The 25,042-nt window shown below is 65.5% G+C and carries 14 protein-coding genes and 1 pseudogene; 13 read left to right on the forward strand and 2 right to left on the reverse strand.

Annotated elements, in window-relative coordinates; all coding sequences use genetic code 11:
* The coding region (locus E2493_RS10060) for a HAMP domain-containing protein (protein ID WP_225421347.1) at positions 1–617 on the reverse strand (617 nt) is incomplete at its 3' end.
* Between the two features lie 211 nt (positions 618–828).
* Between E2493_RS10060 and E2493_RS10065 the strand changes: the two genes are divergently transcribed.
* The 8 genes from E2493_RS10065 (at position 829) to E2493_RS10100 (ending at position 19,178) form a co-directional block, all read left to right on the forward strand.
* Positions 829–1,197, forward strand: a complete 369-nt coding sequence (locus tag E2493_RS10065) for a hypothetical protein (RefSeq protein WP_135086322.1) — start codon at positions 829–831, stop codon at positions 1,195–1,197.
* Between the two features lie 2 nt (positions 1,198–1,199).
* Positions 1,200–1,475 carry a DUF5985 family protein gene (locus tag E2493_RS10070; RefSeq protein WP_135086324.1) on the forward strand — a complete coding sequence of 92 codons (276 nt, stop codon included), beginning with the start codon at positions 1,200–1,202 and terminating at the stop codon, positions 1,473–1,475.
* Entirely contained in the window at positions 1,472–1,735 is a 264-nt protein-coding gene (locus E2493_RS10075) for a DUF5985 family protein (RefSeq protein ID WP_135086326.1), read from the forward strand. Before E2493_RS10070 ends, E2493_RS10075 begins: the two co-directional genes overlap by 4 nt.
* A 345-nt stretch (positions 1,736–2,080) precedes the next feature.
* The gene (locus E2493_RS10080; protein WP_135086328.1) at positions 2,081–7,267 is read left to right on the forward strand and encodes a beta strand repeat-containing protein; all 5,187 of its coding nucleotides are present in this window, start codon (positions 2,081–2,083) and stop codon (positions 7,265–7,267) included.
* Positions 7,268–7,582: 315 nt separating this feature from the next.
* Positions 7,583–8,080 (forward strand): phage tail protein, encoded by a 498-nt coding sequence (locus E2493_RS10085; protein WP_135086330.1) that lies wholly within the window; start codon positions 7,583–7,585, stop codon positions 8,078–8,080.
* Between the two features lie 12 nt (positions 8,081–8,092).
* Positions 8,093–8,611 carry a phage tail protein gene (locus tag E2493_RS10090; RefSeq protein WP_135086332.1) on the forward strand — a complete coding sequence of 173 codons (519 nt, stop codon included), beginning with the start codon at positions 8,093–8,095 and terminating at the stop codon, positions 8,609–8,611.
* Between the two features lie 10 nt (positions 8,612–8,621).
* Positions 8,622–9,149 carry a phage tail protein gene (locus tag E2493_RS10095; RefSeq protein WP_135086334.1) on the forward strand — a complete coding sequence of 176 codons (528 nt, stop codon included), beginning with the start codon at positions 8,622–8,624 and terminating at the stop codon, positions 9,147–9,149.
* A 294-nt stretch (positions 9,150–9,443) separates the two neighbouring features.
* The gene (locus tag E2493_RS10100; protein ID WP_135086336.1) at positions 9,444–19,178 is read left to right on the forward strand and encodes an Ig-like domain-containing protein; all 9,735 of its coding nucleotides are present in this window, start codon (positions 9,444–9,446) and stop codon (positions 19,176–19,178) included.
* Positions 19,179–19,203: 25 nt separating this feature from the next.
* Here E2493_RS10100 and E2493_RS10105 read toward each other — a convergent pair whose 3' ends face one another.
* On the reverse strand, positions 19,204–19,731 hold the full coding sequence (locus E2493_RS10105) for a YkgJ family cysteine cluster protein (protein ID WP_135086338.1): 528 nt from the start codon (positions 19,729–19,731) through the stop codon (positions 19,204–19,206).
* A gap of 433 nt (positions 19,732–20,164) precedes the next feature.
* On the opposite strand from E2493_RS10105, the gene E2493_RS21200 reads away from it, so the two are divergent.
* The 5 genes and pseudogenes from E2493_RS21200 to E2493_RS22245 all read left to right on the forward strand — a co-directional run.
* Positions 20,165–20,452 (forward strand): PqqD family protein, encoded by a 288-nt coding sequence (locus E2493_RS21200; RefSeq protein ID WP_167737471.1) that lies wholly within the window; start codon positions 20,165–20,167, stop codon positions 20,450–20,452.
* On the forward strand, positions 20,449–22,389 hold the full coding sequence (locus tag E2493_RS10115) for an asparagine synthetase B family protein (protein ID WP_135086342.1): 1,941 nt from the start codon (positions 20,449–20,451) through the stop codon (positions 22,387–22,389). The genes E2493_RS21200 and E2493_RS10115 overlap by 4 nt, the downstream gene beginning before the upstream one ends.
* Positions 22,390–22,494: 105 nt before the next feature.
* The gene (locus tag E2493_RS10120) at positions 22,495–24,066 is read left to right on the forward strand and encodes a toll/interleukin-1 receptor domain-containing protein (protein ID WP_225421349.1); all 1,572 of its coding nucleotides are present in this window, start codon (positions 22,495–22,497) and stop codon (positions 24,064–24,066) included.
* A complete protein-coding gene (locus E2493_RS10125; RefSeq protein ID WP_135086346.1) occupies positions 24,047–24,727 on the forward strand; it encodes a hypothetical protein in 681 nt (226 codons plus the stop codon). The genes E2493_RS10120 and E2493_RS10125 overlap by 20 nt, the downstream gene beginning before the upstream one ends.
* Positions 24,728–24,800: 73 nt before the next feature.
* Positions 24,801–25,013 (forward strand): annotated as a pseudogene (locus E2493_RS22245) (hypothetical protein); the annotation flags it as partial.
* Positions 25,014–25,042: the final 29 nt, after the last annotated feature.

The raw sequence follows: 25,042 nt of genomic DNA on the forward strand, positions 1-25,042 counted from the left end.
TCGGCGATGTTGCGGACCTGACCGGTGAGGTTGGTCGCCATCGCGTTCACGTTGTCGGTGAGGTCCTTCCAGGTGCCGGCCACGCCCGGCACCTGCGCCTGGCCGCCCAGCTTGCCCTCGGTGCCGACCTCGCGCGCCACGCGGGTCACCTCGGAGGCGAACGAGGCGAGCTGCTCCACCATGGTGTTCACGATCTTGCCGATGCGCAGGAATTCGCCGCGCAAGGGGCGGCCGTCGATTTCGACGGTCATCGACTGGGAGAGGTCGCCCTTCGCCACCGCGCCGATGACGCGGGCCACTTCGGCGGTAGGCTGCACCATGTCCTCGATCAGCTCGTTGACCGATCGGATCGCCGTTTCCCAGCCGCCGGTCGCGGTGCGGACCTTGCCGCGCTGGGTGATCTTGCCTTCCTTGCCGACCACTTGGGAGAGGCGCTCGAATTCGCAGGTCATCTCCTGGTTGATCGTCACCACCTCATTGAAAAGGCGGGCGATCTCGCCGTCGAGCCCGGTCGCGTCCTCCGGCAGGCGCACGGAGAAATCGCCACGCCTGAGATTCCTCAGCGCGGAAACGATCTGACGACGATCGAGGGATTCGCGAGTGGGTTCGGCGTTCACTGAAAACTCCTTGGCGCGTCTTCTCCCCCCGCTCGTGTTGCACCGGCCCCCCGACCGGCAATCGGTTTCGGCGCCGTACATAGCAGAGGATGTGGCTTTGGCTGCTCAAAAATTCGTGTTGCGCCGCCGAACCTTAAGCGGGGATTGCCACAGGACGTAAAAGCCGACTAAGCGGCCCGCCTGTGCGGCGGCGAGGACGAATCCCGGCAACATGGCGACAAGGGAGGACGTTTCAAGGTTCATCCGGTCGAGCTTTCGCTCGGTCTGGTCGTTCGAGCTGCTCCTCCTGCTGAAGGCCGACCATCGGCGCTGGAGCCATGCCGAGATCGTCGCGGGACTGCGCGGCAGCGATCTGGTGGTCACGCAGAGCGTAGAGAATCTCACCGCCGCCGGGTTGGTGGACGTGGATGAGAGCGGTGCGGTCTCATACACCCCGGTCAGCGAGAGGGAGGCCGAGCTGGTCGACGAGGCCGAGCGTTTCTATGCCTCCCGCCCGGATCAGGTGCGCCGCATGATCGTCGCCGCCTCCGCGAGTGGCCTTGCCGCCTTCGCGGACGCATTCCGGATCAGGAAGGACTGACGATGCCGGACATCTTTCCAGCCACGGTCTATCTTCTCTGCTTCGCGACGAGCGCCGCCTGCGCGTGGCTGCTGGGCCGCAGCTACCATCGCAGCGGCGCCCGCCTGCTGCTGTGGAGCGCGCTCTGCTTCACGTTCCTGGCGGCGAACAATCTGGTGGTCGTCCTCGATCTGCTGGTCATCCCGGACCTCGACCTGCGTCTGGTCCGTCACGGACTCGCCTTCGCCGGGGTTGCTACGCTCCTGTTCGGATTCATCTGGGATCTGGAGGAAGAATGACCCTGCTCAATTTCCTGGCCGGGGCGATCACCTTCGGCTTCCTCCTTGCAGCGCTCTATTTCGCGCGCTTCTGGCGGCGCACCGGGGACCCGCTGTTTCGCTCCTTCGCCGCCGCCTTCGGCCTCCTCGGCCTCGGCCAGGCCCTGCTCGCCCTCGCCAACGTGCCGGTGGAGGAGCGCAGCTGGATCTATCTGATCCGTCTTCTGGCCTTCGCCCTGATCATTGCCGCGATCGTCCGGAAGAACCGGCCGCAGGGCTGACCGATCGCCCGGCGCTGGCTGCCCGTCCGAGCACGAATTCCTCGACACCCGTGATCCGGCGGGACCGTCCGGTAAAGTCCGGGTGGGTCCGGTTGATTGAAGTTCGTTCCGTATGGACTTGCGTCGCGCGGAGAGTCACCTTCGCGCGGTAAGTTCTGACTCGAAGGCGAGTCGGGCGCGACATGATTTCGTTCGAAAACCTATTCGATGGATCGGCCGGGGGGCATGGAAATCGGCAGACGAAGCACTTCCCTGTGAAGTGATCGATCGACGCGCAAGGCCGTCCGTCCTCTTGTCCACTTACTGACTGTCGGCATTCAGCAGACCAGATTCGAGGAGAAGGACGTGGCCAACATTCCCGGGACGATTGGGGACGACACGATCAACGGCTCCAACGGCAGCGATACGATCAGCGGCGGCGACGGCAACGACACGATCGACGGCGGCAACGGGAATGACACCATCGCCGGAGGCGATGGCGACGACGAGATCGACGGCGGCAACGGCAACGACACGGTCGACGGGGGCGACGGCGACGACACGATCGACGGCGGCAATGGGGAGGACACGATCGACGGCGGCGAGGGCGACGACGTCCTCTACGGCGGCAACGGCAAGGACGTCCTTCGCGGCGGAGGCGGCAACGACACCCTGCTGGGCGAGAACGGTGACGATTCGTTGACCGGAGGCGCCGGCGACGACCTCATCGACGGCAACAACGGCTTCGACACCGCTTATTATTCGGGCTCGATCTCGGAATATACCTTCGCTTACGCGGCCGGCTATCTCCACATCATGCATCTCGGCGGCGCGGGACAGAACGGCCACGATCGCGTGATCCGCGTCGAGCGGCTCGTGTTCGGCGACAGGATCGTCAATCTCGGCGGCGGCAACGACAATGCGCCCGTGGCGGTCGACGATCACGTCTCCATCACCGAGGATGCCGGCACCTACAGCAGCGGCTCCGCGAGCGTGAAGGACAACGACTTCGATTTCGAAGGCCAGCCGCTCACCGTCACGCCCGGTGTCTTCACCGGCACCTACGGCACGCTGACGCTCAACGCGAACGGCACCTATAGCTACACGCTGTTCGCATCCGCCCAGGCGCTTGCGCAGGGGCAGAACGTCCAGGACAGCTTCAACTACACGGTCACCGCCGGCACCAAGAGCGACACGGGCACCCTCGTCTTCCACATTGCGGGCGTCAACGATGCGCCGAACGCCGATCCGGACAATGCGGCGGGCACCGAAAACCAGGTGCTGACGATCAACGTGCTCGCCAATGACGACGATGTCGACAATGGCGCGGTGCTGACGGTCACCTCCGCCTCGGTCCCGGCAGGGCAGGGCACCGCCTCGGTGGTCGGCAACCAGGTGCAGTTCGATCCCGGAAGCGACTTCGACTATCTCGTCGCCGGGGCCACGACGATCGTGACGGTGAGCTACACCATCCAGGACGAGCATGGCGCGACCTCCTCGTCCTCGATCGCGATCACCGTGACCGGCACCAACGATGCGCCGGTCGCGACCGACGACGCCGCCACGACGACGGAAGACGCCAGCGTCTCCGGCAACGTGCTCGGCAACGACAGCGACGTCGAGGGCGAGACCATCGTGGTGGCGAACCCGGGCACCTATGTCGGCGCCTACGGCACGCTGACCCTGGCCGCCGACGGCAGCTTTACCTACGCGCCTGGCGCGGCCGCCCAGGGGCTCGACGACGGCGAGACGGCGAACGACGTGTTCACCTACGTCGCATCGGACGGCGCCGATACCGACACGGCGACGCTCACCGTCACCGTCACCGGGCTCAACGACGCGCCCGTCGCCAATGACGATGTCGCCGCCACAGACGAGAACACGGCCGTCTCCGGGAACGTCCTGTCCAACGACACGGACGTCGACGGCGAGCCCCTGACGGTGGCGAATGCGGGCACCTATGTCGGCAGCAACGGGACGCTCGTGCTGGCAGCCGACGGCAGCTACACCTACACGCCCAACGCAGCGGCCCAGGCGCTCGACGACGGCGAGGTCGCGGCGGATGTCTTCACCTATTTGGTATCGGACGGCACGGCTTCGGACGCGGCAACCCTCACCGTGACCCTGGCCGGGGTCAATGACGCGCCGGTGGCGAACGACGACACGGCCTCGACCAGCGAGGATACCGGCGTCTCGGGCAATTTGCTTACCAACGACACCGACATCGACGGCGAGGCGCTGACCGTCGCCACGCCGGGCACCTACGTCAGCACCTACGGCACCCTCGATCTGGCTGCGGACGGGAGCTACATCTACACGCCGGGGGCGGCGGCCCAGGGGCTCGACGTCGGCGAGATCGCGCAAGACGTCTTCATCTACAGCGCTTCGGATGGGACCGCCTCGGACAGCGCGACGCTCACCGTGACCGTCGCGGGTCTCAACGACGCGCCCGTCGCGAACGACGACGCCGCGTCTACCGACGAGAACACCAGCGTGTCTGGCAACGTGCTCGCCAACGACACCGACGTCGACGGCGAAACCCTGACGGTCACCAACCCGGCCACCTACGTCGGCGCCTATGGGACGCTCGTCCTCGCGGCCGACGGCAGCTACACCTACACGCCGGGCGGCGCCGCCGCGCTGCTCAACGCCGGCCAGTCGGCGGACGACGTGTTCGCCTACACCGTCTCGGACGGCACAGTCACCGACAGCGCGACGCTGACGATCACGGTCAACGGACTCAGCGGCGCTCCGAACGCCACGGACGACACCGCCGCGACGAACGAGGATGCCAGCGTGTCGGGCAACGTGCTGGCGAACGATACCGACGCCGAGAACGACCCGCTCACCGTCACCAACCCCGGGAGCTACACCGGCACCCACGGGACGCTGACGCTCGCCGCCAACGGCAATTTCACGTTCGTCCCCAACGCCGCGGCAAACGCGCTCGCCGCCGGCGAGACCGCGCAGGACGTGTTCACCTACACGGTGTCCGACGGCACCGCCTCGGACAGCGCCAGCCTCACGGTCACCATCAACGGCACCAACGACGCCCCGACGATCGACGCGGCCGGTACCGACGACAGCGGCGCCGTGACCGAGCTCCCCGACGGCGATCCGGGCGAGAATGTCATCGTCCACAGCGACAGCGGTGCGGTGGCTTTCGACGACCCGGATCTGAGCGACACCCACAGCGCCAGCTTCACGCCGCAGGGCGCCTTCTACCTCGGCACCTTCTCTCTCGATCCGGTGGATCAGCCTGGCGACAGCGTCGGCTGGAACTTCAGCGTCTCCGACGCTGCGCTCGAAGGGCTCAGCGAGGGCGAGCTTCGCATCCAGACCTATTCCGTCCAAGTCAATGACGGCCACGGTGGCACCGCGACCCAGAACGTCACCATCACGATCACCGGCGCAGGGGTGGGCGCCGGTCCGCAGAGCGTCTGGTATATCGACAACAGCGCCGTCGGAAGCACCAACGTCGGCACCGAGGCGAATCCGTTCACCTCGATCGCAGCGTTCAACGCCGCGCAGGGCAGCGTTGGCGGACCCCAGGCCGGGCATACCGTCTACCTGCTCGCGGGCAGCGGCACCGGCATCTACGCCGAGAGCGACGGCATCAACCTGCTCAACAACCAGATCCTGGTCGGAGTCGCCAATGGCGCGGTTCGGCCGACGATCGAAACGACGGCGGGCGACGGCATCAACGTCGCGCAGGGCAACAACATCTCCGGCCTGGACATCGGCAATACCAGCGGGGCCGACATTGCGGACAGCGGCGGAACGGTCGGGACCCTCACCATCTCCGACGTCGGCAGCTCCGGCACCGGGCAGATCATCGACGTCGATCAGGGCGGTACGCTCAACGTCACGCTGAACAGCGCGCAATCGCTCGCCTCGAGCGGCGGCGCCATCGACCTCAACGGCGTGGGCGGCAGCTTCACCGTCTCGGGAGCGACGACGATCGCCGGGGCCGCAGGCGGCGGCATCGACGTCACCGGATCCTCGCTGGCCGTCTCGCTCGCCGGCGGGAGCAGCATCGCCAGCGGCAGCAGTACGGCGGTGAATTTCGTCGGCAACAGCGGCTCGCTCGCTCTGGCCGGCGGCCTTGACATCATGACGACCAGCGGCGCCGGGCTCAACGCGAGCGGCGGCGGCAGCCTGACGGTCACAGGCGCCGGCAGCAATATCGTCTCGACCACCGGCACCGCGGTGGCAATCAGCGGTACGACCATCGGCGCGGCCGGGGTCACGCTGGAGAGCGTCTCGACGACCGGAGCGGCGAACGGCATCGTCCTCGCCAACACCGGCACCGGCGGCTTCGCCGTCACCGGCACCGGCGCCGCGGGCTCGGGCGGCGCGATCAGCGGCAGCACCGGCGTGGGTGTCAGCCTCACGAACGTGAGCGCGATCAGCTTTACCGACTTTGCGATCTCCGGCGGCGGCGACGACGGGCTTCGCGGCAACAATGTGAACGGCCTCACGCTGCTGCGCACCTCGGTGACCAACAACGGCAATGCCTCCGGCGAACGCGGCCTGGATCTGATCGGGCTTACCGGCATCGTCGGGATCACAGCATCGACCTTCACGGGCAATGCTGCGGATCAGATCATCGTCACCAACACGTCGGGCACGCTCGACCTGACGATGACTGGCTCGACCGTCGGCAACGCCTTGGGATCGACCGCCAACGACGGCTTCCACATCGATGCGAACGGCACGTCCCTGGTCCGCGCCAGCGTCACCGGATCGACCTTCGTCAACAACCGGGGCGACCATTTCCAGCTGGCGACGAGCTCGGCCGCGACCTCGACCAGCCACATCACGTTCAACGACAACAGTCTGACGACGACCAGCGCTGCCGTTGCCGGCGGCGGCATCGCCATTGCCAGCGCGGGCGGCGCCGATCTGTTCTACGAGATCGGGAACAACAGCATCCAGGGCGCGCGCAGCAGCGCGATAACCACCGGAATGCTCTCCTCGACGGCCGCCGGGGAGGTTCACGGCGCGATCGTCGGCAATACCATCGGCACCTCGGGCGTCGTGGGCTCGGGCTCGCAGACGGGAAGCGGGATCAACGTCTCGACCGCAGGCGCCGGTGCGATGACGGTGCAGATCGAGGACAACGACATCTTCGAGTTCAGCTCGCTCGGCATCAGCGTTCTCGCCCGCGACAGCACGACGATCAACGCGACGGTGGCGGAGAATTTCGTCCGCCAGCCAGGCACGTTCGCCACCAGCTCGATCCGTGTCGATTCAGGCGCGGGCTCGGCCGACACGGCTCAGGTCTGGCTCGAGCTCAATGGCAACGACACCGACACTGCTTTGCCTGCGGACATCCGCGTCCGGACGTTTGGCGCATCGGACATCCTGATGCCCGGCTATTCGGGTGGTGCCAGCGACACCGTCGCTGTCGACGCATTCCTGACGGGCAAGAATCCGGATGGCGGCGACGTCTCGGTCGTCTGGTCCCTCGATCCGGGATCGTTCTTCCTCGACACGCCGGGGAGTGTTCCAGTGCCTCTGCCGACGGCTCCGGACGCGCCGCTGGGCTGACGCGCGGTCCGGCGAGGAACGCCGATCGGGCGGACGCCGCGCTCCTCAGGGCGCCGTCCGCCCGCAAATTTGCGGGGCGGGTCCCATGGCCCGATCCGGCTCTGCCGGAGCCTTTGTTGTGCGTGTCTCACAATAATAACATATCGCCTTACAAGTTACATGTTGAAGGGAATAAATACAATCTTTACCGGGATTTGACGGAGGGCTGGCCCGGCAGCCTCTTTCAAGCAAATTGTGCCTCAACGTAACTTTGAAAGGGACTTGCTTCTACGCTCATATCTGATACGTTTTTTGGCAGCATGGGGGTATCACAGCATGGCCGAGCCATTTCTGTCGGAATTGAGGTTGTTTTCCTTCAATTTCCCACCCAAGGGCTGGGCGTTCTGCAACGGCCAGTTCCTGCCGATCAACCAGAACCAGGCGCTCTTCGCGCTCCTCGGCACGACCTACGGCGGCAACGGCCAGACCACTTTCGCTCTGCCCAATCTTCAGGGCCGGGTGCCGATCCACGAAGGGGACGGGCACACGCTGGGAGAGGCGGCGGGCTCCTCTTCCGTCACGCTCACCCAGCAGCAGATGCCGGAGCACCTGCATTTCGAGCAGGCATCAAGCGACAACGGCAGCACACCGCTGCCCGGCAACAACGTTCTGGCGGCGAGCAACAACACCTATACGGGTGCGGCTGCCCTCACGCCGCTGCTGCCCGGATCGGTCGGCAATTTCGGCGGCAGCCAGCCCCACAACAACATGATGCCCTATCTGGTCCTCAACTGGTGCATCGCGCTCCAGGGCATCTTCCCCTCGCAAAACTGAGGAGCCAAGCGGATGGCGCAACCTTATGTCGGTGAGATCCGCATGTTCGCGGGCAATTTCGCCCCGGTCGGCTGGATGAAGTGCGACGGGCAACTCATCCCGATCTCCGAGAACGAGACCCTGTTCCAGCTGATCGGGACGACCTATGGCGGCGACGGCCAGGCAACCTTCGCGCTGCCGAACCTGCAGAGCCGCGTGCCGCTGCACATGGGAACCGGACCCGACGGCGTTGCCTATCCGATCAGCCAGCAGGCAGGCACGGAATCGGTGACCCTCACCGCGCAGCAGATTCCGGTTCACAACCACGCCCTGCTCGTCTCGACCGATTCCGCTGGCGAGCTCTCGCCCGACGGGAGCCTCCCCGGCAATTCCATCTCGGTCGACCTTTACCGCCAGGGGGCGCCGGTGACGGCAATGAGTCCGCAGGCGATCACGCCGGTGGGCGGCAGTCAGCCGCACGAGAACTGTCAGCCCTTCCTTTGCGTGAACTACATCATCTCACTGTTCGGCATTTTCCCGAGCCAAACCTGAGGAGCGCCTCGTGGCCGATCCATTCGTCGCCGAAATCCGGGTCTTCCCGTTCACCTTTGCGCCCAAGGCCTGGGCGTTCTGCGATGGGCAGATACTGCCGATCTCGCAGAACACGGCGCTCTTCTCGCTGCTCGGCACCACGTACGGCGGTGACGGCAAGTCGACCTTCGCCTTGCCCAATCTCCAGGGCAGCGCTGCCATGCACCCGGGGCAGGGGCAGGGACTTTCCCTGCGCGACCTCGGCGAGACCGGCGGCAGCGAGACGGTGACCCTGCTGGTCAGTGAAATGCCGCTTCACACGCACACGCTGCTGGCCGCCAACCAGGAGGATGACGGCAACCAGCAGGTCGGTGACAATCTTCGCGTGCTCGCAAAGTCCGGTAACGGTCAGGCTTACGGGCCCCCAAATAATCTCGTCACCATGGCGCCAGAGGCGCTTGCACCCGCGGGCGGCAGCCTGCCGCACAACAACATGCAGCCCTATCTCACGCTCAACTTCTGCATCGCACTGCAAGGCGTATTCCCGCCCCGCAACTGACGATCGGCCTGAATCGCGCTGCGGTTGCGGCAAGATCACAGGAGCCGGACCGATGTTCCGGCCCGGGGCGCTGTGCAGGTTTTACTTAAAAACTATTTATTGCCGTCGCGCGGCGCGCGGTGGCTTTGTCCGTCCTTGTCCTGATCCAGGTCAAGGGCGGCCCGCCAAGTAGTTAACAAATTGTTGATTTCGACTCGCCGGGACTCGGTTTCTGTGTCATTCCGGAGAGGCGAGGGGGACCCGTGCGCAGGCTTGCGCATGCCCGCAGATGATCTCTGCTCTGGGGGAAAGAAGATGCCTGCAGGACTCACCGTCACCCGTGTCACGAAATTGTTTCACGATCGCAACGGCAACGGCATCCAGGATGCCGGCGAAACCAGCTTCGACTCCGGAGAGGCCGGTGTCATTGATCCCGGCGACGGGCTTTACACACGGGTCACGATCCTCAACAGCGGGGACACCGTTCTTACCAACGTCACCTTCCAGGACAGCTTCGCCAATACCGCGCTGGTGTCTGGATTGGTCAACGTGTCGCCGATCGCCTTCAACGATTCCTTCACCGCCGTCGGCAACACGGTTCTCCGCGTCGGCGAGGCAGGGCAGGCGGCGGTCGGCCCCGGCGGCGCGATCGGCACCGGTCCGTCCTACATCGCGTCGGGCAACCTGCTTGCCAACGACGTCGGATCGGCGACCCTTGGCCTGGGCGCGATCACGGGAGACGATATCCCCGGTTTCCAGATCGTGGCGACCAGCGGAGTCAGCGCACAGGGCGGCTCGTTCACGATCTTCGCGGACGGCAGCTTCAACTACGTCAACGAGGCCGGCGACACCGGCACCGACAGCTTCACCTACCAGATCCGCGACGCCGGCTATGACGCTACCGTGGGGACGGCCGACGACCTCGTCAGCACCGCCACCGTGTCCATCACGCTTACCGGCGAGGTATGGTACGTCGATGCGGCCGCTGCGGCGGGAGTCGGCACCGGTACGTCGGACAAGCCGTTTCAATCGATCACGGAACTGAATACCGCCAACAAGGACGGTGTCGGGGACACGATCTACGTCAAGGGCAATGCGACAGGGGGCATCGTCCTCGACAACGGGCAGCTGCTGATCGGCCAGGGTGCCGATCTCAACGTCGCCGGCCACAGTCTCGCCACGGCGGGCGCCAACAGCTCGATCACCTCGAGCCTGAACAACAGCTACGTCGTCACCGTCGCGCAGAACAACACGATCGCGGGCCTCAACATCGTCGGCAACGGCACCAACACCGGCGGAATCACCGACAACCAGGTCGCCAGCTTCGGCACGCTCAGCCTCAACCCCGCCGCGCTCAACGCCGCGACTCCCGCCTACCAGTCGACGATCACCGCGAGCGGCGCGGCGCTGAACCTCTCTGACGGAGCTATCGCCGGCAACGGCTTCTCCAGCACCACATCGGCCGGCGGCGTCAACAATGTGTCGCTGACCAACATCACCGGCACGGTCGCGCTCGGCAGCGGCACGATGTCGGGATCGAGCGCGGATTCGGTCGCGATCAGCGGCGGCACGCTCAACGCCACCTACAGCGGCAGCATCTCGCACAGCGCCGCCGGCAGCGCGCTGATCAACGTCAGCGGCGGCCATTCCACGGGCACCCTCACCTTCAGCGGCGCCAAGACGTCGACCGACGGAACCGGCCTGCAGTTCAACAACGCCGATGGGACCTACACGGTCAGCGGCACGACGACGATCAACGGCGGCACCGCCGGCATCGCCATCGCGAACGGCTCCGGCGGAACCTTCAGCTTCGCCGGCACGATGAATATCGGCCAGACGACGGACATCGGCGGCATCGCCGTCTCGCTCGCCGACAGCACGGCAGCGGTCAATCTCGACGCGGACGTCAAGCAGACCACCGGCAGCTTCGCGATCCTCGACGTCACCAATCATTCCGGCGGCACGCTCACCTTCCAGACCACCGCCAGCTTCGACGCGAGCAGCGGCACCGGCATGCAGTTCAGCAATGCCGACGGCAGCTACAACATGAACAGCGCCAACACGCTGCATGGCGGCGATGCCGGAATCGACATCGATACCGGCTCTTCGGGCACGTTCAGTTTCCTCAGCAACACGGCGATCACCAGCCCGACCGGCGCTGCCTTCAACATCGACAACAGCACCGCCGCGGTGACCTTCAACGGCAACATCACGCAGGCGAACAACGCCGCGATGGTGAACGTGAACGCCCACAGCGGCGCCACCTTGAGCTTCCAGCAAGGGACTCTCAACGCAACCGGCGGCACCGGTCTGCAGTTCAACAACGCCGACGGCACCTACAATTTCAACACGGTCAACGGCACCACCAGCCTCAACGGCGGCGACGCCGGGATCGACATCGTCGGTGGATCCGACGGCACCTTCACTTTCGCTTCGGGCGTGACCCTGGGGACCGCAACCGGAACCAATTTCAACGTCAACGGCGGCGGCGGGAACATCACCGTCAACGGCACGATCAACGACGATCAGGGCACTCTCGTCGCGATCACCGGGCGCACCGGCGGCACGATCGATTTCAACGGCGCTATCACCGACGGCTTCGACGGCGACGGCGGCGGGATCTCGATCACCAACAACACGGGGGGCACCACCCGCTTCGACGGCGGGCTGCTGCTCTCGACCGGCGCCAGCAATGCGCTCACCGTGACCAATTCGTCACTCGGCAGCACGATCGAGATCACCGATCCGGCCGGCGCGGGCAACAACAAGCTGGCGACCACCAGCGGAACCGCGCTCAACGTCACCAACGTCAACATCGGCGCGGCGGATCTCACCTTCGAGAAAATCGAGTCGAGCGGCGGCAGCGCCAACGGGATCATCCTCAACAACACCGGAAACGCCGGCGGTCTGCACGTCACCGGCACCGGCACTGCAGGCACGGGCGGCACCATCTCCGGCAAGACCGGCGCGGATGGCAGCGATTCGACGGTCGGCACCGGCATCTATCTCAACAGCACCGCCGACGTTCAGCTCGCCAGCATGAACGTGCACACCAATTCGAATTTCGGCATTCGCGGCCTCAACGTAAACGGCTTCCAGCTCACCGACTCGAACATCGGCGGCGGCGGCACCAACGGCAGCAGCGCCGCTCCGAACGAAGGCAGCATCGTTTTCGGCACGCTGAACTCGACCAACGGCCTCACCGGCACCGTCACGATCAACAACACGACGATCGCCAATGGCTTCGAATACGGCCTCGGAATCTTCAACAACAGCGGCACCGCCAATGTCGGGATGAGCGGGCTCACCGTGACTGGTACCCTCAACAACGACGGCATCTTCGCCGGTGTGAAGAGCGGCGGCACGCTCAACATCGCGGTCAACAACTCGATCTTCAGCAATAACAAGGGCGATCACTTCAACGCGTCGGCCGACGGCACCGGGAACCTCGCGGTGCAGTTTGGCAACGGTGGTGCGAACACGCTGACGGGCACTTTCGTCGGGGGACTGGGTGAGGGAATCGCCATCCAAACCGGGCTCGGCTGGAGCGGCACCGGCAGCGCGATCATCGCCAACAACACCATCACCTTCGCCAAGGACACGCCGATCAACGTCAACGTCGGCGGAACGGGCACGTTCGGCGCGACGATCCTCAACAACATCATCGGCAACGCCGCCCAGATCGATTCGGGCACCAACGGCAACAAGGACGCGATCCGCCTGATCGCCAACGGCGACGGCGCGGGGACCAACGGCGGCACGCTGAATGCCCTCGTGCAGGGCAATCAGCTCAACCATGTCGACGGTCGTGGAATCTTCTCGCTAGGCCGTAACGGCGGCACCTCCGGCGATCCGATCAGGCTCAACCTGACGATCATCGGCAACACGTTCCAGAACTCGCCCGAAGCGCAGAGCAACGCTATTCGGATCGAAGCCGGTGCGGCCAATAACGAGCGGGTCGACGTCCTCGCCGACATCGGCGGCACCGGCGGGCGCCAGAACATCTTCAACGGCGACTGGGGTTCCATCCCCGTCGTCAATTCGAGCGAAATCCGTCTCCTCCATGACATCACCGACAACACCAACGTCTTCCATCATTTCAACCTGACCAACTACGCCGGCAGCCCTACCGATGATGCCGCGGTCATCGCCTACCTCGCTGGTCGGAACACGCTGAATGGCGGCGTCGTATCGGTGGCCCGCACCTCCCCGAATACGTGGGGCACCGGCGGGACGCCGCCGCAGCCGTTGATCGCGGCCGAGTTTGCGCCGATTCCGCTGCAGCCCTACGAGGGTGTCGACCAGACCAGCAGCCAGGGCGGCGAGACGCGGGAGGACGCGAACGACGGCGGCGATCTGCCGGCCCCGCTTTCCGGATCGGACCAGGCCAGCGGCTCGGAAGGCACGCGCGGTGGGGATGACAGCGTCCCGACGCCGCCCGCCCCTTCACTGCCGCCGGTACCGGTCGTCATCGACGACGGCGTGTTGAGCCGCGGGGAGCTCGACCTCATCGTCGCGGCGGCAATCGACCGTTGGGAAGCGGCGGGCGCGACGCCCGCGCAGCTCGCGGCGATGCGCGCCACCAATGTCTCGGTCGCCAACCTCGGCGGCCTGCTGCTCGGCGAGAGCGGGGCGGGTGCGATCACGCTCGATGACAATGCCGCCGGCTGGCGATGGTTCATCGATGCGACGCCCGGCGACGATGCCGAGTATCGCGGCAGCGGCTCCCAGCGCTTCGCCACGAGCGTCTATGACGCGGCGGGCACGCGCGTCGATCTGCTCACCGTGGTGATGCACGAGCTCGGCCACCAGATCGGTCTTTACGACAGCTATGCGCCGGGGGATCGCGACGCGCTGATGTTTGGCACGGTCCGCGCGGGCGAGCGCCGTCTTCCCGGTTCGGAGGACGTGGGTGCGGCCGGCGGGGCCCCCGTGACGGGCGCCTTTGCCGTTTCACCGATCAACCTCGGCACACTCAACCCCGGCATGTCGGTGACGATCGAGTTCCGCAGCACGGTCAACTCGGTGCTCGAGGACAAGCTGGCGTTCCATCTCAAGGGCGAGTCCCTGGTGACCAGCGACACCGTCAGCGCCAGCTCGGCGGAGACCCTGGCCGTCGATTCGCTGACCCTCGGCAATCGTGTGTTCGTCGACACGAACAAGAGCGGCATCTTCGACGGCGGCGACAGCGGCATCGCGGGCGTGACCTTGAGCCTCTTCGCGGACACCAACAACAGCGATCTCTACGAGGCGGGGACGGACCTCGCGATCGTCTACGAGGACGTCAACAACAACAATGTCTACGATCCCGGCGTGGACACGCCGCTTGCCGCCGGCTCGAGCGGCACCGGTCCGAACGGCGGCACGATCCGCCAGCTTACCGCCACCACCGACGCGAGCGGCTTCTACAGCTTCGCCGGTCTGGCGCCGGGCGATTACATCGTCCGCGTCGACGCCGCGAATTTCGCGACCGTTCTCGCCAACCGGGTGGTACTGACCACAGCCAACGATCCGGACGACGATGTCGACAACGACAACAATGGACAGGCCTTCGCCGGCTATGTCGCAACCCGCGCGATTACCCTGAGCTATAACGGCGAGGTCGTAGCGGGTCCGACCGGCCCGGATCTCGACACCAACGACACGCTGGACATCGGCTTCGACATCCCGAACCAGCCGCCCGTCATAGCCAATGTCCAGGGCAACAGCGTCACGTTTACCGAGGGCGATTCGGCGGTAAAGATCGACGCGCTGAGCGATGCGACGGTCAGCGACGTCGACAGCAGCAACTACAACGGCGGCAGCCTCACCGTCTCGATCAGCGCCGGTAAGAATGCCGGTCAGGATGAGCTCGGCATCGATGACAGCGGCAGCATCGACATCACGGCGGGGATCGTCTCGATCGGGGGTGTCAATTTTGGGACGGTGACCGGCGGCGGCGCCGGCGGCGGCGATCTCGTCGTCACGTTCAACTCGGTCAATGCCGACGACGTGCGCGTGCAGACGCTGATCCGCGCGCTCACCTTCTACAATTCCGGCGGCAACGCTCCGGCGGGCGGGGCCCGCACCATCTCGACGACCCTGGTCGACGGCGGCGGGCGCGCGAACAGCGGCGACGATGATGCCACGGTCACCTCGACGGTGAACGTCGTCCCGATCAACTCCGCGCCCGCGGGCGCCGACAATTCGAAGACGATCGCCGAGGACACGCCCTATGCCTTCGTCTACGTGCCGGGCGGCGCCAACGATTTCGGCTTCTCGGACACCGACGGCAACAGCTTCGCGGGCGTGACGATCGTCACCATGCCGACCGACGGCGAGCTCCGGCTCGACGGCGTGACCCTGTCGGGGAGCAACGTCTTCGTCGCGGCGCAGGACATCGCCGACGGCAAGCTCGTCTTCCATCCGTCCGCGAACGAATTCGGCGTCGGCTATGCGAGCTTCACCTTCAAGGTGCGCGACGACGGGGACAACACGCCCCCCAGCGTCAACCAGGATCCGAATGCGGACACCTTCTCGTTCGACGTGACGGCGGTGAACGATGCCCCGGTCAACGCGGTGCCGAGTGCGACCCAGACGTTCAACGAGGACACGACGCTCACCTTCAACACGGCGAACGGCAATTTGATCGCGGTGAGCGACGTGGATCTCGGCGGGGGAGAGCTTTCCGTCTCGCTCTCCGTGCAGACGGGGACGCTGACGCTCTCCGACAAATCGGGCCTGTCCAGCTTCTCCGGCGACGTGAGCAGCGCGGTGACCCTGCTGGGCACCCAGGGGGCGATCAACGCGGCGCTCAATGGGCTCGTCTACAATCCGGGCGCCAATTACAACGGCAACCGCACGATCACGATCGTGACCAACGATCAGGGCAGCACCGGCGCCGATCCGGGCGGCCCCGGCGACCTCGGCAGCGAGGAGGATTCCGATACGATCGCGGTGCACGTCACCGCGATCAACGATGCGCCGGTGGTGATCGGCGACGGCACGGTAGACGCAGCGACGTTCGCGGAAGACACCACGGCCGCCGATACGATCAGCACGCTGTTCTCCGCCCAATATTCCGATTCGGCCGACGCCCAGTTCGGCGCCGGCAATCCCGGTGGCTCGTCGCCGGGCTCGTTCGCCGGCGTCGCGGTCGTCGCGAACGGATCGAGCGGTGCGACCGGCCAATGGCAATATCTCAACTCGAGTACCTCCACCTGGGTGGACGTCGGTGCACGCTCGGCCGCGTCCGCCCTGCTGATCGGCTCCGGTACGTTCGTCCGGTTCAACCCGGCGGCGAACTTCAACGGCAGCGCCCCGACGCTGACCGTGCACCTGATCGACAACAGCCTCGGCTTCGGTATCAGCTTCGGGCAGGTCGTCGACATCTCCGGGCCGGGCGCGACAGGCACGACGACGGCCTATTCGACCGGAACCGTCCTGCTCAGCCAGCAGGTCACGGCAGTCAACGATGCGCCGGTGAACACCGTCGGCGGGCCGATCTCGATCAACGAGGATGCGGTCAGCGTCGTCCTGTCGGACAACGTCAGCCCGATGTCGGTCAGCGACGTCGAGGCGACCGGCGACATCAGCTACAATCTGCTCGTCCAGCACGGCACCCTGACGATCCGGACCGATGTGGCGGGCGGCATCCAGGCGAGCGACATCCAGAGCGGGCCGGGCGTCGGCAACGGCACCAGCTCGCTGGTGATCACGGCCACGATCGCCGAGATCAACACCACGCTCGCGGCAGCCAACGCGCTGCTCTACAACCCCGCGGCCCATTACAACGGCACCGATTTCCTCGACGTCTACGTCAATGACGGCGGCCAGACCGGAGCGGATCCCAATCCCGCGTCGGTCCTCGATCCGCTGGTCGATCCGGACGTCGGCCCCTTCACCGAGGAGGATGTCGACACCAGGACGATCACGATTGCGGCGGTCAATGACGCGCCTGTCCTCTCCGCCCCGACGAGCGCCACCATCACCTTCACCGAAGGCGATACATCGGTCGCGCTGCTCCAGGGCGTCACGCTGAACGACGTCGATCTGCCCGCCAGCTTCACCGGCGGCAGCCTGTCGCTGTCGGTGACCGGCGGCGCGGGCAGCGGCGGCATCAACCTGCGGTCCGGCAGCAACTTCCACCTCGTCGATCTCGGCGGCGGTCTGTTCAACATCGTCTACCAGCCGGCCGCGACGCCGTTCACGATCGGCTCGATCACTGGCTACGGCACGCCGTCGATGGCGATCAGCGGCCTGACCAGCGACGCCACGCTCGCGCGGCTGAACGACCTGGTCGACGACTTCGTCTACGTCATCGTCGGCGAAAATCCGGCCGCAGGCAGCCGCACCGTCACCCTTACCTTCGACGACGGCGGCAACACCGGCGGCGGCGCTTTGACCGACGACGTCACCCAGACGCTGAATGTCGTCGCGGTCAACGACGCCCCGACCATCGCCGCGCCGCTGACGCGCGCCGGGAGCGAAGATGCCAATCTCGTCTTCTCCGGCGTGAATGCGATCAGCGTCGCCGATGTCGACGCCACCAACCTGCAGGTGACGCTGAGCGTGCTCCACGGCACGATGACGCTCGCCGGGACGGCCGGCCTGTTCTTCTCGGGCCCCGGCGGAAACGGCAGCGGGGTCATGACCTTCGAAGGGAGCGCTTCGGCTATCAATACCGCGCTGGACGGCCTGGCCTATCGCGGAGCGCTCAACTTCGAGGGTAGCGACACGCTCTCGATCAGCGTCAACGACAAGGGCGCGACCGGTACGCCCGGAACGCAGACCGCCTCTCGCAACATCTCGATCACCCTTGCTGACGATGGCTTCATCAACGGCACGAGCGGCATCGATCATCTCGATGGGACCTCAGGTGCAGATTTCTTCCGGCTGGAGCAGGGCGGCGACGACGACGTTGGCGGCTTCGGCGGGGCGGATATCTTCTACATGGGCGGTGCCTATACGGCGAACGACCTTATCGACGGCCACGACGGCATCGATACCCTGGCTCTGCAAGGCGATTATTCCGGCGGTGTCAGCATCGGCGGCAACCTCGACAACGTGGACACGATATCCTTGCTCTCGGGGAGCAACACGCGCTTCGGCGAGCCGGGAACCAACCGGTTCGACTATGTCATCAACATCCTCGACAGCGCCTTCGCGGGGGGAGTCGTGCGCGTGAATGGCGGCAACCTGCTCGCCGGCGAGGACTTCACGTTCAACGCTTCGGCCGAGCAGGAAACCGGCTTCGTCATCTACGGCGGCCTCGGAGTCGATACCTTCACCGGCGGCCATGCCACCGACATCTTCTTCTTCGGCGATTCGAACAGCCTGGGCGCGGGCGACACGGTCAACGGCGGCGATGGCTATGACGGGTTGTTCCTGCGTGGTGATTATTCGATCGATTTCAACGCGCCGGGCTTCCTCACCGCATTCACCAGCATCGAGAACATCACGCTGTCGTCCGCATCTGACGAGCGTCACCAGCGGGGCGGCGATGGCGAATTCGACTATTCCCTGATCTGGCGGGACTCCCTGCTCGCCACCGGCGCCACGATCACCATCAACGGCGGGCTGCTGCTTGCCACCGAGACGATGGCATTCGACGGCGCGAGCGAAAGCGGCGGCCGCTTCCGCCTGTTCGCGGGCGCAGCTGCCGATACGCTGACGGGCGGAAGTGGCGCGGATCTGATCTACGGCGGGGGAGGGGGCGATACGCTGCGCGGCAACGGCGGAGCGGACGTCTTCCGCTACGACGACGTGATGGAGTCGCGGCCCGGGGCCGGTAATTTCGACCAGATCCTCGATTTTACCCACACGACCGACAAAATCGACGTGCATTTCATCGACGCGAAGAGCGCGACCGCAGCGCATGATACCTTCACCTTCATCGGCGCGGCGGCTTTTTCCGGCGCTGGCGGCGAGGTGAGGGCCATCCAGGTTGATGTTCCGACCAACACTTGGCAGGTGCAGGCGGACGTCAGCGGCGACGGCCTCGCCGACTTGCTGATCAGCGTCGTTGTCGATCCGCTCCAGGCGCTCACGGCCGGCGACTTCGTCTTCTGAGCTCGCGCAGGCCGTGACGGCTCGTTCAGGTGTCTCGTCCCAGCTCCTGAAGGGTGAGCGCGGGTCGCCTCTCGTCCCGGAAATGGCGGTCGAGGTAGAGATTGAGGACGGTGAGCGCGAGATCCAGAGGCGCATGGGCGGCTCTACTCTCGCCGGACTCCGTCGCGGGCTCTGCCATCCGTGCCAGCCATTCACGCCTCGCTTGCGTCAGCGAGATTCCGTGCGGGAGCAGGGCTCTTACGGCCTGCGTGAGGCTGCGTGCCTTGGCGATCTTCGCGCGAGCTTCGTCCAGCCTGATCTCCCCGGCTTCGGCCGCCTGGAGAACGCCGCATCGATACGTCCTGCAGATTGTGGGGCGGGCCGCGTAGATCGAGCATCGGGATCCTTCGAGCCGTGCGCACGGCAGCGAGAAGGCCCGGTGGCCCTGCTTCAGCTCGAGACCGAGCTGCTCCAGGGCCGGCGCATCTTCCGGGGAGATCGGCACTTCGCCGAAGAGGGCGCCGCTGCAGCAGAGACCGCATTGCGTGCACAAGGAGGATGAGGGATCGGTCATCGCAGGTATTTCACGTCAACAGCCACCGCGGCCGGGCGTAGTCGGTCGTGCGATTTCGACGGCGGTTGCCGTTGCGGCTGCGCGTCTGAACCTAGGATGCCGCCAATGGCTGACCCCAGCGGCCGCCAGGCCCGTCCGGAAGGTTCAGGATGGGTTGAGCGCGTCGGCGAGGGAGCCCTTCGCGTCTTCCGCATTGCCGGCCTGCAGCCGCCGCACCTGCGGCTGATCCCACGTGCGAGGCGCTTGCGGCGCTTCGGCGCCTCGGGTCGATGCGGGACGATCAGTCATCTCGATCCTTCGCCTGTTATCGCGCCTGTGGGAAGAGTGTGTGGCAAGGCAAAATGATTGTCAACGTCGGCGCCAGTTCTGCCGTTGCGCCTGGGGACGTCCATGGCTAGCCTGCAGACGTGCACTTCGCGTGGGGAGACGGTGCGTGGCTGAAGATCCAATCGTGAGCCGCCGGGCCAGCCTGCTCGAAGCGGAAGTGGACGGCGAGCTCGTCGGCCTCCATGTCGATCGCGGCACCTGCTACGGCTTCAACGGCACGGCTACGCGCATCTGGGCGCTGATCGAGCAGCCGAAGCGCGTGTCCGAGCTCCAGACGGTCCTGCTCGATGAATATGATGTCGATCCGGAGACGTGCCGAGCCCAGTTGATGGAGCTGCTCGGGGAGCTGGAGCAGGACGGTCTCGTCTCTGTCGAGGCTGCGCCCGACGCGTGACAGCGCTCGCCGGATTCTGGAGCTACGATTCGTCCGGCGACTCCGAACGTGCCTGCGAACGGATGCTGGCGGCGCAGCAGGTTTATGCGCCGGCGCCGGCGATCTTCCGGGCGGAAGGAGCGATGGCGATCGGCCGCCGGCTGCACGCGGCGCTGCCGGAGGATCGTTTCGATCGCGGCCCTGTCGCGGGAGAGAGCGGCAGGAGCCTGGTCGCCGACGTCCGCATCGACAATCGGGACGAGCTCGAGGCTGCGCTCGGCCTTACTGCGGGCGAGGCGGCAACCCTTTCGGACGCCGGCTTGCTGATGCGCACGCTTGACCGCTGGGACGAGGGTGCGCTCGACCGGCTGGTCGGGGATTTCGCCTTCGCCCTCTGGGACCCGAAGCGCGGCAGGCTCCTCCTCGCCCGCGACCACGCCGGGCAGCGGCCCCTTCACTATCACTGCGGCCGCGGCTTCTTTGCCTTCGCCAGCATGGCCAAGGGGCTGCACGCGCTCGAGCAGGTGCCGGTCGCACCGAACCGCGAGACGCTGGTCGATTTCCTCGCCCTCCTGCCGGAGGGGACCGGCACCTTCTTCGAGGGTGTGGAGAAGGTGCGGGCGGGCCATCTGCTCAGCGTCTCGCCGGAGGGGGTCTCGAGCAGGGCCTGGTGGCGGCCCTCGCCCGCGACGCTCCGGCTCGCGCGATCGGAGGATTATGCCGAGGCCCTGCGCGAGCAGCTCGACCGGGCGGTGGCGGCGCGGCTGCGCGGCGCCGAGGGACGGGTCGCCTCGCATCTCAGCGGCGGCCTCGACAGCGCCGCGACCACGAGCACCGCCGCGCGTCTGCTCGGCTCCGGGCAAGGATCGGTCATCGCCTACACCGCGGTGCCGCGGCCCGGCTACGAAGCCGCCGCGAGCTACGACAGCTTCGCCGACGAAGGTCCGCTCGCCGCCCGGGTGGCAGGTCTCTATCCCAATATCGAGCACGTGCGGCTGCCGGCGAGCGGCGCGTCGCCGGTCGAGCGGCTGGACCGCAACTTCTTCCTCTACGAGCGGCCGCTGCTCAATCTCTGCAACGGCGTCTGGCTGCACGCCATCCTGGACGATGCGAAACGGCGGCGCCTCGGCGTGCTGCTCACCGGGCAGCAGGGGAACATGACGATCAGCTACGACGGCATGCCCTATCTCGCCGAGAGCCTCGGAGGCGGCCATCTGTTCCGCGTCGCGAAGCTCGCCTGGCAGCTGCGCCGCTGGGGGACACGCTGGGGGACCATCGCCGCCGCCGCGGCCGGGCCCTACGTTCCGGTGCCGCTATGGCAGTGGATCGCGCGCCGCCGCGGCCGCGGCCGCAGCCTCTCCGACTATAGCGCGATCGCCCCGGCGCGCGCCGAAGATCCGCAGCTTGCCGCCCGCGCCGCCGCCAGGGCGCTGGACCCGAGCTACCGCCCGCGCCGCAACGGCCTGGAAGCTCGGCTCTGGGTGGTCTCCCGCGTCGATCCGGGCAATTACAACAAGGGCATGATTGGCGGATGGGGGGTCGACGTGCGCGATCCGACCGCCGATCGCCGGCTGATGGAATTCTGCCTTTCGGTGCCCGCGGAGGAGTATCTCGCCGGGGGCGTGCCGCGCTCGCTCGCCCGCCGTGCGTTCGCCGATCGGCTGCCGCGCGAGGTGGTGGGCGAGCGTCGCAAGGGCTATCAGGCGGCCGATTGGCACGAAGCGCTGGGCGCCGGCCGCGCCGATCTTGCCGAGGAGCTTGCCCGGATCGCGGAACTGCCGGGGGTCGACGCCGATCTCGACGTTGCGCGGTTGCAGCAATTGGCGAGCGACTGGCCGCAGGATTGGCCAAGCGGCGGCTGGCTGCCGCAGGAGCAGGTCGATCGTTATCGCCTCGCGCTGCTTCGCGGCGTCTCCGCGGGCCACTTCCTGCGCAAGGCTCTGGGTAGCAATTACTGACCGATTTCATCGGCGGGTCTCGCCTGTTCGGATCCCGCGCGCGTCTTGTTGGTCGGGGCGGAGTGTGTCATCTTCTGCGCAACTTCCATGTCGGTGGGGCAAGACATGGCCGGCGAGGCGCGATTCAAGGCGTTCCTGAGCTATAGTCACAAGGACGCGCGCCACGCACGATGGCTCCACCGCCGGCTCGAGGCCTATCGGCTGCCGCGGCGGCTGGTCGGCAGCGAAGGAGAGCGCGGGCTCGTGCCGGCGCGGATCGCGCCGATCTTCCGCGATCGCGAGGAGCTGCCGGCGGCCGGCGATCTCTCCGAAAAGGTGCGCGCGGCGCTCGCCGCCTCCGAGGCCCTCGTCATCCTCTGCTCGCCGCATTCGGCGGGATCGCCCTGGGTGGCGAAGGAGATCGCCACCTTTCGCAGCCTCCAGCCGGACCGGCCGATCCTCGCCGCGATCGTCGACGGGGAGCCGGCCGAATGCTTCCCGTGCGGGTTGGCCGAGGGCGGCGCCGAGCCGCTCGCGGCGGATCTGCGCGCCGAGGGCGACGGCCGCCGCCTGGGCGTGCTCAAGCTCGTCGCCGGACTTGCCGGCGTCGATCTCGACGCCCTCGTCCAGCGCGACGCCCAGCGGCGCCTGCGCCGCGTGACGGCCGTCACGGTCGGCGCGCTGCTCGGCCTGCTAATCACCAGCGTATTGGCGATCGTCGCCTTCACGGCCCGCGCCGAGGCCGAACGCCAGCGCGCCGAGGCGGAAGGACTGGTGGAATTCATGCTGACCGATTTGCGCGACAAGTTGAAGGGCGTGGGGCGGCTGGATGCGCTCACCTCCGTCAACGAGCGCGCGCTGAAGTACTATCAGAACGGCGGTCTTGAGGGACTTTCGGCCGACTCGCTGGAGCGTCGGGCCCGAATTCTTACCGCCATGGGCGAAGACGACATGAAGCGCAGCGATTTTAGGCGCGCCCTCGCGCAGTTCCGCGAAGCTGCTCGAACCACCACGGCGCTTCTAGCGGACGATCCTGAAAATCCTCAGCGGATTTACGCTCATGCCCAGAGTGAGTTCTGGGTTGGCTATATCGATTACGCGCAGGGGAGAACTTCTGCAGCGAGACGGCCATTCGAGCGGTATTTGACGCTTGCGGAGAAGCTGGTGTCGATCAATCCAGCGGATCCTAAGTGGCTGAAAGAGGCGGGGTACGCTTCCGGCAATCTCTGTTCTCTGGCCTTGGAAAAACCTGTGGACGCTCCGAAGGCAGTAGAGTTCTGCCAGCTCGCGCTTAAGCGAACGAAAGCTGCGAGAGATCTCACACGCGATGAGCCTGCATCAACAATCGATCTTCTTAATCGGCATCTTTGGTTAATGAAAGCGTATAGTTCATCTGGAATGTGGAGCAAAGCGTTATACCACAAAAAGCAGCAAGACAAGCTCATGCGTACACTTATGTCTTCTGATAGAGGGAACTCTGACTACCAAGACATCTGGATGCGGGCGCAGTACGGGATTGGCGACATGCTGATAGAGCATGGCGAACATGCGGAGGGTGTGCAGCGGCTGTCTGATGCTGCTGGGGCCGTTTCTTCGCTTATGAGGCGTGACCCCGAAAATAGAGAATGGAAACAATGGAACAACAGGATAAAAACCCGCTTAATAGAAGGAGGGTATCATGGCAAATCAGCTAACTAACGAAGCTTTGTCCATGCTTGCACGCATTCTAACTCACCCGGCAATCAAATTGCCAAAATTTGATGAGGTCGAGCAAGGCGTTCCAAAGCCTCGCCTTGCTACCATCCGGGAAATAGACATAAAGACTAACGGCAACAAGATAGACGCGAAGTTCTCGCGCGGTAACTTTGTAGTGGACACCACGGACTATCCGGGTGGAATTGCTGAAGTCGTCGATCGCGTGAGGCGAGACACGCTCCCTTATCCAGACGATACGTCAGGAGGACCTTCTGCGCCCTTCAAGTGTCCTTTATCCTTGAAAAATAATAAGAACGTCTATGTCATCTTCAAACTCACGGGAAAAAACTGGCAGTTCGCGCATAATGCGCAACCGTTCTCCATAGGCGTCGAGGCCTATAAGTCCGATTGCTATTTTGACGCAAGGCGTGTCGATAGCGCAGGCGCGGTCGACGATGGTGATGACCCCGCAATAAAGAAGTACGGATGCAAAGTCGCGTATTTTATTGCATTGGGTGATAGGGCGGTGTCCGGCAATCCGCCCGACTACGTGCATGACTTTAATTTGCATCTCGATCTGATATATAGTGATCACAACCAAAACGCGACGTACACGCCTATTATCGTTGATCCAGACATTCGCTTCCCCGGCGGATCTGGCTGACCCAGAAATATTGTCCTGTCGTATCTGCGGGTGGCGTGAGCATCCCTATTAGATAGGAATCAGAGGCGGATGCATGCACGAAGCAAAATACTTGCCAAGTATCGTCGCTCTTGCGAGAGCCGGCGCCCTGGGTCGGGCATGGGCCGACTTCGTCCGCGGCGGGTTTGATCAAGCCGCGGACGATGCTGCTGTCCTTTGCGTCAAAGGCCGCCTGCTCAAGGAGCAGGCGGTTCGGGCGGTAGGGGAGACCCAGCGGGCGCTCTACTATGAGGCCGCCCAAGCCTACGCGCGGGCGGGCGCGAATGAAGAGGCCAC

The sequence above is a fragment of the Sphingomonas parva (ex Maeng et al. 2020) genome, from assembly GCF_004564275.1.
Classification (GTDB): domain Bacteria; phylum Pseudomonadota; class Alphaproteobacteria; order Sphingomonadales; family Sphingomonadaceae; genus Allosphingosinicella; species Allosphingosinicella parva.

Coding starts and splice junctions, on each gene's coding strand:
- E2493_RS10065 (WP_135086322.1), top strand. CDS start 829: ATGGCGACAAGGGAGGACGTTTCAAGGTTCATCCGGTCGAGCTTTCGC.
- E2493_RS10070 (WP_135086324.1), top strand. CDS start 1,200: ATGCCGGACATCTTTCCAGCCACGGTCTATCTTCTCTGCTTCGCGACG.
- E2493_RS10075 (WP_135086326.1), top strand. CDS start 1,472: ATGACCCTGCTCAATTTCCTGGCCGGGGCGATCACCTTCGGCTTCCTC.
- E2493_RS10085 (WP_135086330.1), top strand. CDS start 7,583: ATGGCCGAGCCATTTCTGTCGGAATTGAGGTTGTTTTCCTTCAATTTC.
- E2493_RS10090 (WP_135086332.1), top strand. CDS start 8,093: ATGGCGCAACCTTATGTCGGTGAGATCCGCATGTTCGCGGGCAATTTC.
- E2493_RS10100 (WP_135086336.1), top strand. CDS start 9,444: ATGCCTGCAGGACTCACCGTCACCCGTGTCACGAAATTGTTTCACGAT.
- E2493_RS10105 (WP_135086338.1), bottom strand. CDS start 19,731: ATGACCGATCCCTCATCCTCCTTGTGCACGCAATGCGGTCTCTGCTGC.
- E2493_RS10120 (WP_225421349.1), top strand. CDS start 22,495: ATGGCCGGCGAGGCGCGATTCAAGGCGTTCCTGAGCTATAGTCACAAG.
- E2493_RS10125 (WP_135086346.1), top strand. CDS start 24,047: ATGGCAAATCAGCTAACTAACGAAGCTTTGTCCATGCTTGCACGCATT.